Origin of the sequence: Deefgea piscis (genome assembly GCF_019665785.1) — a bacterium.
Taxonomy (GTDB): Bacteria; Pseudomonadota; Gammaproteobacteria; order Burkholderiales; family Chitinibacteraceae; genus Deefgea.
This window is the reverse complement of record NZ_CP081149.1, coordinates 250165-263865: the sequence shown is the minus strand read 5'-3', so window position 1 is coordinate 263865 and position 13701 is coordinate 250165. Positions and strand designations below refer to the sequence as shown.

The 13701-nt window shown below is 48.0% G+C and carries 10 protein-coding genes; 8 read left to right on the top strand and 2 right to left on the bottom strand.

The genetic code is table 11. The annotated features are described in order from the left end of the window. Positions 1-25: 25 nt before the first annotated feature. From K4H25_RS01235 to K4H25_RS01225, 3 genes are all read left to right on the top strand, one after another. Positions 26-1672, top strand: a complete 1647-nt coding sequence (locus K4H25_RS01235) for a GGDEF domain-containing protein (RefSeq protein WP_221021668.1) — start codon at positions 26-28, stop codon at positions 1670-1672. Beyond that, positions 1665-2735 carry a tetratricopeptide repeat protein gene (locus tag K4H25_RS01230; RefSeq protein ID WP_221021667.1) on the top strand — a complete coding sequence of 357 codons (1071 nt, stop codon included), beginning with the start codon at positions 1665-1667 and terminating at the stop codon, positions 2733-2735. The genes K4H25_RS01235 and K4H25_RS01230 overlap by 8 nt, the downstream gene beginning before the upstream one ends. 118 nt (positions 2736-2853) lie before the next feature. Next, complete coding sequence (locus K4H25_RS01225) at positions 2854-3528, top strand: class I SAM-dependent methyltransferase (protein ID WP_255587892.1); 675 nt, start codon at positions 2854-2856, stop codon at positions 3526-3528. A gap of 83 nt (positions 3529-3611) precedes the next feature. Here K4H25_RS01225 and K4H25_RS01220 read toward each other — a convergent pair whose 3' ends face one another. Next, positions 3612-4343, bottom strand: coding sequence for a carbonic anhydrase family protein (locus K4H25_RS01220; protein WP_221021666.1), 732 nt, complete (start codon positions 4341-4343; stop codon positions 3612-3614). A 360-nt stretch (positions 4344-4703) separates the two neighbouring features. Here K4H25_RS01220 and K4H25_RS01215 point away from each other — a divergent pair, with 360 nt between their 5' ends. Further along, entirely contained in the window at positions 4704-7001 is a 2298-nt protein-coding gene (locus tag K4H25_RS01215) for a YgiQ family radical SAM protein (RefSeq protein ID WP_221021665.1), read from the top strand. Positions 7002-7050: 49 nt separating this feature from the next. Here K4H25_RS01215 and K4H25_RS01210 read toward each other — a convergent pair whose 3' ends face one another. After that, positions 7051-7314: a hypothetical protein gene (locus K4H25_RS01210; RefSeq protein WP_221021664.1), complete on the bottom strand. Its 264-nt coding sequence runs from the start codon at positions 7312-7314 to the stop codon at positions 7051-7053. Between the two features lie 142 nt (positions 7315-7456). Here K4H25_RS01210 and K4H25_RS01205 point away from each other — a divergent pair, with 142 nt between their 5' ends. The 4 genes from K4H25_RS01205 to K4H25_RS01190 all read left to right on the top strand — a co-directional run bounded on the left by K4H25_RS01205 (position 7457) and on the right by K4H25_RS01190 (position 13687). After that, positions 7457-7654 (top strand): SlyX family protein, encoded by a 198-nt coding sequence (locus K4H25_RS01205; RefSeq protein ID WP_173532690.1) that lies wholly within the window; start codon positions 7457-7459, stop codon positions 7652-7654. Between the two features lie 262 nt (positions 7655-7916). After that, complete coding sequence (locus K4H25_RS01200; protein ID WP_221021663.1) at positions 7917-9926, top strand: BCCT family transporter; 2010 nt, start codon at positions 7917-7919, stop codon at positions 9924-9926. 89 nt (positions 9927-10015) lie between these two features. Then, positions 10016-11968 carry a putative bifunctional diguanylate cyclase/phosphodiesterase gene (locus tag K4H25_RS01195; RefSeq protein WP_221021662.1) on the top strand — a complete coding sequence of 651 codons (1953 nt, stop codon included), beginning with the start codon at positions 10016-10018 and terminating at the stop codon, positions 11966-11968. Between the two features lie 147 nt (positions 11969-12115). Further along, the gene (locus tag K4H25_RS01190) at positions 12116-13687 is read left to right on the top strand and encodes a TIGR03862 family flavoprotein (protein ID WP_221021661.1); all 1572 of its coding nucleotides are present in this window, start codon (positions 12116-12118) and stop codon (positions 13685-13687) included. Positions 13688-13701: the final 14 nt, after the last annotated feature.

Here is a 13701-nt window from a genome sequence, read left to right as displayed (position 1 = left end):
AGCTGATACCTTGGTGGTGTATTAATTGGCTAAAATCCAATCTAGCAATTGTTCGAGCAATCAGGTTTCTGAACTTGACACTTTATTGATGGCTGCGCGGCAGCAATATCGCAGTGATTGCCAGCAAACGCTGCTGTTAGCCGAGCAAGCGCTGCGGATTGCGCAGCAGCAACATGATGCGGCGGCGCTTGCCCAGGCCACTTTACTGCTTGGGCAAGCGCATTACATTTTATCTGGCGCTGAAACCGCACTCCCCATTTTGCGTAAGGCACTCACACAGGCTAAAGCCATCGCAGCACATCGCTTGGCCGCAGAAAGTTTGATCGGTATTGCGTGTGCGCTGCAAAGCCTAGGGCAATTGCATGCGGCTTTTTTAGCCAATCTTGACGCTTTGCAAGCGGCCATCTTAGACAATGCACTAACACTGTACGCTGAAGCTTATCTTGGCATGGGTAATCTCTATGTGCAGCACAACGAGCACAGTAAGGCGCTGCATTATTTAGCCTTAGCCAGTGAATGGGCCGATTTATCGGCGGATCAAGATTTACGCTGTAAAACACGGCTACACCTGAGTGCCACCTTATTATCGTTACGAGAATTTTCGCTTGCATATGACGTATTGCAACAAGCCAAAACGTTTTTAATTTTGCCATTGCGGCGCGATTGGCAAGCTGAGATTTTTAATTACCTCGGTTTAATTCATGTCGAGCAAGGTGAATCGAGCTTGGCGCTCGATTGCCTACAGATGGCGTGCCAAATCAATGCCGAAGCCGGTTTTGTTTGGGGACAAACAGTCAATTTATTGGGGTTGGGCAAGTTAAGCTTTCGGCTTGATCAGCCGCAAGCGGCGTTAAGCTACTTGCAACAAGCGTTGGCTTTGGTGGATGAATTTCAAGATTTATATCTATTGCAGCAAATTCATTATCAACTCTATCTGATTTATGAAGCGCAAGGCGACGCTGTGCGAGCGATGATGCATCACATTGCTTATCACGATCATTTCATGAAATTGCAACGGCAAAAAGAATACAGCCAATTTCGCGCCAACGATAAGCGTCGGCTGCAAAATGTCGAAATGAAATTGAAACTACTCAGCTCGGAGCTGGAAGTGAACCAGCTGAAGCAGCAACGTCATCAAGAAGTTGATCGCTTACGAGAGCTAGAAAGTGCCGTTTATCACGACGGACTCACCGGCGTGTATAACCGCCGCGCTTTGGATGAGCGCTTGCCAGAATTACTGCGGTTAACCCAAGAAAGTCAGGGGAATTTACTGGCGATCATGATCGATTTTGATCACTTTAAGCAAATTAATGATCACTTTTCCCATCATATTGGCGACGTTGTATTACGTACAGCGTGTGATGTGCTATCTAAATTAAGCCGTGATAACGATATGCTGGCGCGGTATGGCGGTGAAGAGTTTGTGTTGATTGTGCATCATATTGATATCGCTATCGCCAGCCATATCGCCGAAAGAATGCGCCAAAAGATCGAACAATTTAATTGGGCCGATTTGCAAACCGGCTTGTGTGTATCGATTAGTTTGGGCTGTGCCGTATGGCAATACGGCGAAAGCGCAGAACAATTATTGGCGCGTGCCGACAAGGCCTTATATGCGGCCAAACATGGTGGGCGAAATTGTGTGCGTTTTGCCGAGGTCGATCATGCTTGATTTAAGCCAATTAGAGGCGCGCGGCAATGCCATTGCGACCTTGGCCAATCAAGATTGTGCCGCGGCTTTGGTGCAGGCTGATGCGATGCTCGATGCGATGCAAGCGCAGCAATTACCTGAAGCAATTGCCATCGCACTGCAAACCAAGGTGCGCGTTTTACAACGATTACCGAATAAAACCCAAGCGATTACGCAGCAAAATGAACTAATTCGCTACTTAAAGCGCGAACAACTGCTGCCAAATTTGGCTGCAGCTTATTTGCGACTCGGGCAAATTTATTACGACAGTCTGGCGTATTATCGCGCTTTGGATGCTTGGCTTAAATCACTAGAAATCGCAGGAGAGCGGCACGACATTCATGCCGCAGCGCAGGCGTATATTGGTGTAGGTAAGTTCTTCTTTGGTCTCGGTGAATATACCCGCGCTTTACATTGCCATAACATGGCACAAATGATTGCGAGCTCGCTCAATCTAGTGCAGCTCGATACTGAAATTGGCTTGAATATTGCTGCCGATGCTTATCGATTACAAGATTTTGCAACCGCGCTTACGGCACTCACTAAGGCTAGAGCTGCATTTGATGCCGGTTTAAATCGACCTTCTTGGTTGGGCGAAGCCGATTTTTATCAAGGTATGATTTGTTTTGAACATGGCGAGTATGCCAAGGCGCAAGAGTTTTTAAGCCGGGCCTATAAAATTCACCATAAGCAGCATAATTCATGGGGTGAAAGCCATGTTTTATTGGCGCTGGCGCGAACATTTATTAAATTGACCGAGTACGAACACGCCGTTGAATGCCTAGAAACCGTTTGTGCATTAAGTGAGCAACATCAGCAAATTTTGCTGAGTATTGAAGCCTACGAGGTTTTATCCATGCTGTATGTGGAGCAGGGCGATTATGCAAAAGCCTTGCAGTTTCATAAACGGCTGCATGAATTAATTCGCAATAATCCACCCGAGCAAAGGCCAGGTCTACGATTAAGCCGGCATGCTAGTCAACGTTTACAATCGATTGAGTCGACGCTAGAGCTGATTCGAATTCAGGCGCGTTTGAAATGCTAGCGGTTTGTTGCTGGCGCTGATTACACCTACCAAGAGGCGCTCTTTACGCCAAATCCATAATAATGCCGTGGGTAAAGCGGATCGTTCACGCGGTATAATCGTTTTTTTGCTGTAGTGAATGAGTATTATGTCTCGCGAAACGCTGTCTTTAAACGATGAAATGCGCAATTATTTCCTCGATACCGCCTTGCGCGAACCGGCCATTTTAGGTGAACTGCGTGATTTTACCGCCCAACATCGGGTGGCAAAAATGCAGTTTGCGCCGGAACAAGGTGCCTTACTGATTTTTCTATTGCGCCTAATTCGCGCGAAAAAATACCTCGAAGTTGGCACTTTTACTGGCTATAGCTCAATCGCTGCGGCGCTGGCAATGGGGCCAGAAGGGCGCGTGATCGCCTGCGATTTGGTTGAAGAGTTTACTAAAATTGCCCAAGAGTGGTGGAAAAAAGCCGGTGTTGAAGAGCAAATCACCCTTAAATTGCAAGCTGCGGTGTTTTCTTTAGAAACCTTGGTCGCTGAAGGCCATTCAGGCAGCTTTGATTGCATGTTGATTGACGCCGATAAACCGTTTTATCCAACGTATTATGATTTTGCTTTGGAATTGGTACGTCCGGGCGGCTTGATTATTTTGGACAATATGTTTCTTGGTGGCCGTGTTGCCAACCCTAAGCCGCATCATCCAGCCAGCGTGCAAATCTTGCATGATTTTAATCGGCAGTTGCGGGATGATCCACGCGTTGAGCATGCCATGTTGCCAGCAGGCGACGGGATGACATTGCTATTTAAACGTTGAGTTTGCAGCTCAATAGCAAAAAGGAAGACATCAAAAAGCCCTAGCGTATATACCGCTAGGGCTTTTTGGTTAATGGCTGCAGCTCAATACCAAGTCACTTGGCCATTGCTGGTGTTGTACATTGCGCCAACAATTTTAATTTTGCCTTGTTCTTCCATTTCTTTCAGAATTGGGCTCATTTGGCGGATTTTTTCCACCGTTTGCTGCACATTCAATTCGGCCACATCTTGCACGAATTCATGATTATGTGAATTGCGCTCGCCACTGGTTTGCGTGGCATTGACCGCCGGCATGAGTTTATCGAGTAAACCGGTTAGATTGCCCATTTTTACGTTGTCGCACGCGCCTTTAATGGCGCCGCAGCTGGTGTGGCCCAGTACGACAATCGCGCGTGATCCTGCCACTTTGGCGGCATATTCAAGACTACCTAGCATATCTTCGTTGACCGTATTGCCTGCAACACGAGTGGTAAATAAATCACCAATCCCTTGATTAAACACCAACTCAGGCGCCGAGCGCGAATCAATACAGGCCACGACGCTGGCCAGTGGGTATTGCCCCAGCGCAGTTTGTGTTACTTGTTTTTTATAATCGGGGGCAAGGGCTTTGCCGCTACTAAAGCGAGCATTGCCATTTTTGAGAATGGTAATGGCTTGCTCTGGCGTAATGCTGGCTTGCACTGCTTTAGTCAGGGTTTTGCCAACGGCATACGGCTCTGGTTTAACTTCACCGCCATGATCATCGCCCGCCCAAGCCGCTGAAACAGCCAATGCCGATGATAGAACAAGAGGAAGTAATAAGGATTTTGCTTTCATTGTATTGACTCCAGATCAAACGTGATGAAATAAACGCAAATATTCATATACTAAAATGTCAGTAAATATGGAGATATTACATTGTGTTTCTGAATATAGTACTTATTTTTGCTGACGTAGATCTTAGGCGACAACAAAATCCATGCGTGAATTGCCATCCGACTGACGGCGGCGTTCAGTTTGGAAATGAGCATGCGGTTTGCAGTGCTACTTAAGAATCAAATGCGAGCTTAAATCAGACTTAAATCCTTAAAAACATTAAGGTTTTTCAACATCGGGATAGATAAATAACTCGCGGTTTAGCTCTGCATTCCAGCAAAAATCTGCGACAATGCGCGATTAGCCTTGTTTGTGATCAGCATGAATACCTCTCATTCCCCGATTTATGATTTGCCCGCAGGCGTAACGCCGCGTCAACCTGCGCCTTTTTTGCCGATGAGCCGCAAGGAAATGGATGCGCTGGGCTGGGATGAGTGCGACATTATTTTGGTCACTGGCGATGCCTATATCGATCATCCAAGTTTTGGTATGGCGCTATTGGGGCGTTTGCTCGAGGCGCAGGGTTTTCGCGTTGGGATTATCAGCCAGCCCGACTGGACCTCTGCCGACGAATTTAAACAGCTTGGCAAGCCGCGGCTGTATTTCGGCGTCACGTCAGGCAATATGGATTCGATGATTAACCGCTATACGGCAGATAAAAAACCGCGTTCGGACGACGCGTACACCGCAGGCGGCATGGCGGGTAAACGACCTGATCGCGCGCTGAATGTATATTGCCAACGTTGCCGCGAAGCGTATCCGGGTGTGCAAATTATGGCGGGCGGTATCGAAGCCAGTTTGCGCCGCATCGCGCAATACGATTATTGGAGCGATAAAATCCGCCAGTCGGCGCTGATTTATTCCAAAGCCGATCTGCTGCTATTTGGTAACGCCGAACGCGCCTTGGTTGAAGTGACGCAGCGCGTCGCTGCTGGCGAAAAAATGAGCGAAATCCGCGATGTGCGCGGTACAGCATTTTTGGCCCCGCATGGTTGGCGGCCTGCTGGCTGGGTTGAGCTTGATTCGTCGATTGTCGATATACCTGGCAAAGTTGAAGCCCATCCTAACCCGTATGCGATGGAAGACGAGAAACAGCAAAGTGCAGCGGGCAATACTGCTGAGTCTTCTGCCGCAAACACCCAAGTTATTCAAATGGTTTCTCGCGAAGCGCGCCTTGCCGCGCGCCGCGAAGTGCGCGGCCGCACGGTGATTCGGATTCCGTCGTTTGAAACGGTGACTTATGATCCGGTCAGCTACGCGCATGCTAGCCGCACGCTGCATTTGGAATCCAATCCCGGCAACGCCCGCGCTTTGGTGCAGCAGCATGGCGAACGGGATGTGTGGATGAATCCACCGCCGATTCCGCTAGAAACCGCCGAAATGGATTACGCTTTTGATCAATATTTTGCGCGCAATCCGCATCCAAGTTACGGCCAGCAAGTGATTCCCGCGTGGGATATGATCCGTTTTTCGATCAATATTATGCGCGGCTGTTTTGGCGGCTGTACGTTCTGTTCAATTACCGAACACGAAGGGCGCATTATTCAAAGCCGCAGTGAGGGCTCGGTATTGCGCGAAATCGAAGAAATCCGCGATAAAACCGCTGGCTTTACTGGGCATATTTCTGATTTGGGTGGACCAACCGCCAATATGTATCGCTTGGCGTGTAAAGACCCCAAAATCGAAAAATCCTGTCGCCGTTTAAGCTGTGTTTATCCCGGCATTTGCGAGAATTTAAACACCGATCACAGTAGTTTGATTCAACTGTATCGCAAGGCACGTAAGATTCCGGGCGTGAAAAAAATCACCATTGGCTCGGGTTTGCGCTACGACTTAGCGGTCACATCGCCAGAATATGTAAAAGAATTGGTCACGCATCATGTGTCGGGCTATTTGAAAATCGCGCCGGAGCATACCGAAGAAGGCCCGTTGTCAAAAATGATGAAACCGGGCATCGGTACTTTTGAAAAATTCAAAGCGATGTTTGAAAAATTTAGTGCAGAAGCCGGCAAGCGGCAGTATTTAATTCCTTACTTTATCGCCGCGCATCCGGGAACGTCGGATGAAGACATGCTGAACTTGGCGCTGTGGCTGAAGAAAAACGATTTTCGCCCTGATCAAGTGCAAGCGTTTACGCCAACGCCGATGGCGATGGCTACGACGATGTGGCATACCAAGCGCAATCCATTGAAAAAAATCCATCGCAGCTCGGAAAAAGTCGATGTGATTCGTGATGAAAAACGCCGTAAAGCGCATAAAGCTTTCTTGCGTTATCACGATCCAAAAAACTGGCCACTACTGCGCGATACACTGCGCGAGATGGGGCGGGCTGATTTGATTGGCAATAGCCCGAAGCATCTCATTCCAATGGAGTCGCCGGAAGAGCGCGCGCTGCAAGCACGACCGGTGCCGAAGGGCAATGCGCGTGGCGGCGGAGGCCCGGGTTCGGTTGGTAAGATACCCAATAGAAGTAATGGCGCACGCAGCACGGCAAGCAATGGTCAGCGAGCAATACCCCACGGTGCTGCGGCAGGAAAACCCAAAGCAGCGGCGACGGCTAATCGCCCGCAATCGGGTAAACCCGGTGCAACGCTGGCAAAGAAACCACGCGCTCGTTAGCGCCAGGCTGAACTAAGCTACGGCTGTGGCTTGGTTCGATGACCCACTTTTAACACGAGATACTGGCAAAAGCGCTGGCATGGAGGTCGAGAAAATCAGCCGCAGCGGTTTTACTGCTATAGATGGACGGTGTGGTTTGATCGGCTTCACGCAGCATCGCCACCAGATCGGCATCGTCAGTGAAGGCCATTTTTTTGCCAAATAAAATCAGCCATTCACCGTGCACTTCAACGATGCGGGCATGCAGTTGTGGCGCCTGATCGCGTGCTTCTGGCAGGGTGTAAAGATTGATACCTTGAAATTGAATGCTCATTGAATATATAGCGCGGTGGTTGATCTCAGCATTATCTTGCCTTGGGTTGCTGATTTTGGCTAGCGGCGCTCAGTGTTTTAAAAACGAAATCTGCCGCTAAGCGAGTATCATCAAATTGATATTGAAGTTTATTGGAGTGATTATGGAAGCGCGCATCACCGAATTAGAAATCCGCCTTGTATTGCAAGACGAATTACTCGATGATTTAAATCAAATCATCGCGCGGCAACAGCAGCAAATTGACCATTTGCAACAGCAAGTGAGTTATTTACAAGAACGAAGTGTGGGCCCCGAGCAGTCTGGACGCAGTCTTTTGGATGAAATTCCACCGCATTACTAAGCTGTATTCTATGTTGATCAGGGTGATGCCAGCTCGAAATTGAGGCGGATTCACTTTTGATCCAATGATGGGGTTTTTATCTCGCCAAAGCCGCCGTTAGTGCGGCTTTTTTGTGTTTGAAATATGAATTAGTCATACTAGAAAACGGCGATGATTTTTTCATTTTCAGCACGTCTTTCCTTACAAAGATGTACATATTTGGCTGGGTTGATCGAGTTCAGCATGTTATGGTGTTTTTTCTGAAAATGAAAAGGAGTAGTGGATGAAGACGTCTACCTTATCAACACGAACGACCTTTTGTTGGCCAGTAGTACTACCTAGTTTGGCTTTAGTGCTGGTGTTATTGCTATTTTCAATGCTTGCGCCGAGTCAGGCTGAGTACATTTTTAACTCCAGCAAAAGCTGGATTACCGAGTATTTTTCTTGGTTTTACACTCTGGCTGTCGCCGCTTTCGTTATTTTATTAATTGGTATCGCGATTAGTCGTTACGGCAATATTCGCTTAGGACCGGATGATGCCGAGCCCGAGTTTCGGTTTTCCTCGTGGATCGCCATGCTTTTTGCTGCAGGTATGGGCGTAGGGCTGATGTATTTCGGGGTCGGCGAGCCAATACAGCATTTAATTGCGCCACCCACTGCCGTCGTTGGCACGCCATCTGCTGCGCGCGAAGCCATGCTGATGACCTTCTTTCATTGGGGGATTCATGCTTGGGCGATTTATGGTGTGGTCGGGCTGGTGCTGGCCTATTTTGGCTTTCGCTACAATCTACCGCTGACCGTGCGCTCGGGGCTTTATCCCATTTTAAAAGATCGTATTAATGGCCCTTGGGGTCATGCGGTCGATGTGTTTGCGCTGTGCGGCACGATTTTCGGGATTGCTACCACGCTAGGTTATGGGGTTTTACAACTGTCAGCAGGTTTAACTCACGTCAGTGGCTGGGATTTTTCTGGCTTGCCGATGCAATTGGGTTTAATCGCAGCCGTTGTGACTTTAGCGGGTTTATCGGCAGCATCTGGTTTGGGAAAGGGCGTAAGAATCTTAAGTGAAATTAATTTATCACTAGCTATCTTCCTAATGCTGTTTGTTTTAATTGCGGGCCCAACACTCTATTTATTGGGCAGCTTTAGTGAAAATATTGGCAATTATTTAGCCAATGTTGTGCAACTGACTTTCCGCAATTTTACTTATGAGCCGGCCAATTCAGAAAACTGGTACCAAGGTTGGACCATTTTGTATTGGGCTTGGTGGATCTCTTGGGCACCGTTTGTTGGTATGTTTATCGCGCGGATTTCGCGTGGTCGCACCATCCGCGAATTCATCGTTGGCGTTTTGGTGATTCCAGCAACGTTTAATTTCTTGTGGATGACCGTATTTGGCAATGCTGCCATTTGGGTCGATACCCATACCGCGATGGGCGCGCTGGGTGCCAGTGCGGGTAATGTCGATGCGCTGTTGTTTACTTTCCTTGATTATTTACCACTAGCTAGCTTGAGCTCAGCCGTTGCCTTGGTATTGATTGCGATTTTCTTCGTGACTTCTGCCGATTCGGGCGCTTTTGTGATCGATAATATTGCCAGCCGTGGCAATACCCAATCACCAGTGTGGCAACGCTTATTTTGGGCGGTGATTTTGGGTTTGGTTGCCGGTTGCTTATTGACCGCTGGCGGTTTAAAAGCTTTGCAATCGATGACCATAGTGGCGGCTTTGCCGTTTGCGGTAGTGATGCTATTGCTGTGCTTTAGTTTGCTCAAAGGTTTGCGAGCGGATGAATTGCATGCACAGCAAAAATTATCGCATGCGAGTAATTTTTGGAATGGCCAACGCTGGCGTTCACGCTTGGTGCAGATTTTACGTCAGCCTACACAGCAAGATGTTCGGGCTTTTTTAAGCGATACGGTGCAGCCGGCGATGGAAAAAATTGCCGAAGAATTGCTTAAAAATGGCGTTCAAGCCAAGGTTGAGCGCATTAGCGAAGATAAAGTGCAATTGGAAGTCACCCAAAATCAGTTGCGTGATTTTGTTTATGGCGTGGCGTGTACGCAAAAACTAGTACCTGATTTTGCTTTAGCCAATACCGCTTTACCGACCTCAGAGCAAGCTGAGACGTTTGAACCGACGACTTATTTTACCGATGGTCGCAAGGGTTATGACGTGCAGTCTTTGGTTGAATCCGAAGTGCTGGCCGATATTTTGAAGCAATATGAGCGGCATTTGAGTCTTTCGCTCAATGCGGACGCCGCTTTATTGCAGCATGCACCATCTCATCGTTGATTTATCGTAAAGAAACAGCGCACATTTGTGCGCTGTTTCAACTTATACGCTATAAAAAATACACCATTCTTTCTTGATAAGTAGGTTAAATGCGTCATTCGTTGACTCGACGCTGTTGTCAGTGGTTGAAACCGCTGATTTCTCAATTTGGCGTTTATTTCTTTTTTGCGGTCGTGATTGGTCTTGGTTTATTGCTGAGCATTATCGTGCTTTATAGTGGCAAGCAAGTGAACGCGGTGATTCAGCCTTTGGTGAATGAATCAGTCCCAATTTTGCGCACCATCAGTGAGCTCAAAACCAAGGTCACTGAACGCCAAGTCATCATGAATCAATACTTTGCTTATGGGCTCAATCAAGCACAGTTCAAAAAGAAATACCGCGACAATCAATTACGCTTAACTCAGCTGGTAGAGCAATCCAATCCGAAGCGGCATCAACATCCTCGGCACATTGCGATTATGGCCATGAATGAAAATGCGCAACTATTGGCCGAAAAGCTAGAGCATGTGATGAGTAGCAATCCGGTTGATGCGGATGAAGCAAGGGCTATTTTGGTCGAAAGCGCTATTGATACCAATGAATTGTTATTGCAATTGGATCGCTCTTTTGTCGATGTGAGTCAAGAAATCGAAACGGCAAGTCGTCGGTCATTGTATGACGTTAGCGTGATGGTGAAGCTGGTGCTGGCGTATAGCTTGGCGATTGTCGTGATTGCGATATTGGTCGCGTATTACATTCATGCGCGTCAGCGCGCAGAGAAAAAATTAGCCCATGCCGCACGCCATGATCGCTTGACTGATTTACTCAACCGCCGCGTTTTTGAAGCTGATATTGCCGCATTGGGTGATACGCCGTATGCGGTTATTTTGATTGCGATTGATCGTTTTCAGCGGGTGCAAGGCGGTTTGGGTTATGAAGCGGGTGATGAATTATTGGTTGCCGTCACCGCCAGATTACAGCCGATTATTCAACAATTTGGTGGGGTTTTATATCGATTTGAGAGTTCATATTTTGCGGCTTTATTGGATTTAAGCGGTGAAGAGCGGCCGCCAGAGTTGCTATCCAAAGAGCTGCACGATGCCTTGCAAGTCGGCATTTTAATTGCCGGTCATGAGTTATTTTTAACCTTGAGTATGGGCGGCGCCATTTATCCACAAGATGGCGGTGATGCGGTGACCTTAATTCGCAATATGGATGCGGCACTTGAGCAAGCGCAGCAGCAAGGTGGTAATGCCTTACGTTATTACGATCAAGAAATGAATGCACGTGCCATAGAGCGTTTGGCACTTGAGGCCGATTTGCGCTATGCGATCGAACGCAATCAATTGCAGCTGTATTTTCAACCCCAAGCGCATATTCATTCATTACAGATTATTGGTGTTGAGTGTTTAATTCGTTGGCATCATCTTGGTAAATTGGTTTCACCGATTGAGTTTATTCCCTTGGCGGAAGAATCCGGACTGATTATTCCGATGGGCGATTGGATTTTACGTACCGCTTGCCAGCAGGCTAAAGCTTGGCAAGACGCCGGTACGCCACTGATTGTGGCGATTAATATCTCGGTTCGGCAGTTTCAGCACCCGCATTTTTTGTCTTTAGTGCGTCAAGTTTTGCAAACCACGGCTGTTGATCCGGCATGGATTGAATTAGAAATTACAGAAAGTGTGGTGATGCAAGACGCCGATCATACAATTGAATTGTTGCAGCAATTACGCGATTTAGGGGTGATGCTGTCGATTGATGATTTTGGTACCGGTTATTCAAGTCTGTCCTACTTAAGACGATTCCCGATTAATAAATTAAAAATTGACCAAAGTTTTGTCGGTAATTTGGTGTCTGGCAACCAAGACGCAGCCATTGTCGATGCCATCGTTCGCTTGGGGCATAATCTGGGCTTAACGGTGATTGCCGAAGGGGTGGAAACTGAGGCGCATTTGGCCGTTTTGGCGCAGCTGCATTGCGATGAAATTCAAGGATATTATTTCTCACGGCCATTACCGTTGGCTGAGCTGACCCGCTTTTTATCCTCACAAATCGCTTGATCGATATCTGGTGGCGATTGATCTTGATCTGGACGGGCGGTTTTTCCAGTAAAAAATGCGTAAAAACAGCAAATTGTGCAGTCTTAGCCGATGAATTTCGGTATAAGAGAGCCTTCGCGTTTTATTGCCTTTGAGTTTGGATTTCCTATGCCTAAGAAAAAATCGACTGCCTCTCCCTCTGTTGCCATTATTGGTGGTGGCCCTGCTGGCTTGATGGCGGCCGAAGTGATTGCTGCGGCTGGATTTTCAGTAGAATTATTTGATGCAATGCCTTCGGTTGGACGTAAATTTTTATTGGCCGGTGTCGGCGGAATGAATATTACCCATGCTGAAGATGCGGCTCAATTTTTAGGCCGTTACGGCTCAGCGAGCCAAAACCTCGCGCCAATGATTGAACAATTCGGTGCCAATGCACTCACTGCATGGGTACATGATTTAGGTATTGAAACTTTTATTGGCTCTTCCGGGCGAGTCTTTCCCAAAGAAATGAAAGCCGCACCATTATTGCGTGCGTGGTTAGCGCGGCTTAAAGCCAGCGGCGTTAAATTTCATGTTCGTCATCGCTGGTTAGGTTGGGATAAAAACCAAGCGCTGCGCTTTGCCAATCCAGAAGGTGAAGTTCAGCTGACATTTGATGCCGTGGTTTTGGCTCTAGGTGGTGGTAGCTGGGCTAAGCTCGGCTCAGATGGCGCTTGGGTGCCATTATTGGCCGAGCAAGGCGTGGATATCGTGCCATTAAAACCGGCCAATTGCGGTTTTGATGTCGCTTGGAGCACGCATTTAAGTGAAAAATTTGCGGGTAGCCCACTTAAAACCGTTGCGGCAGCAACTCGCCCGCACGATGCAAAAAAAGTCGGTGAATTTGTCCTCACCGCAGGCGGTGTTGAAGGCAGCTTGGTGTATGCGCTGTCTAGCCAATTGCGAGACGACATTGCCGAACACGGCAGTGCGACCTTGTGGTTGGATTTAGTGCCACAAAAATCATTGGCGCGTATTACCGAAGAATTATCGTTGCCGCGCGGCGCTGATTCGATGGCGAATCATTTACGCCGCAAGCTGGGGATTGAAGGCGTGAAAGCCGGCTTATTGCGTGAATTGGTGAGTAAAGAAGACTTTATGCAACCGGCGAAATTGGCAGCGGCGATTAAATCATTAGCCATTACACTATTGGCACCGCGCCCGCTGGATGAAGCCATTAGCACTGCCGGTGGCGTGAGCTTTGCTGCGTTAGATGCGAATTTAATGCTGAAGTCCGCGCCTAAAGTGTTTTGTGCTGGTGAAATGCTCGATTGGGAAGCGCCAACTGGTGGCTATTTACTCACCGCATGTTTTAGTAGCGGCCGTGCAGCAGGCTTGGGCGTGATCAATTGCTTGCAAGCAGCAACTGCCTTGGAGACTAAACCTAAAAAAGCCGCTACCAGCACCGCTGAACGTAAAGTGGCCAAGCCTAAAGCGAGTGCTGCACTGGATAGCGAAGCAGTGCCAGTGAAAGCCAAGCGGGTGAGTAAAGCCAAGGTTGATGTAGCAGAAGCAATTGCCGCCACAGCTGAAAAACCCAAAACACGTGCTGCGAAAGCAGTACCTGCAGTGAGCACGGAACTTGAAGCTGCGCCGGTGAAGCCAAAACGCGTCCGGAAAGTCGCCGAAGCACCTGCGGCCGAAGAAGTGGATGTTGTGTCTGCAAAAGCCAAGCGCGCCCGCAAACCGACCCAAGAATAAACCCATTACAATTT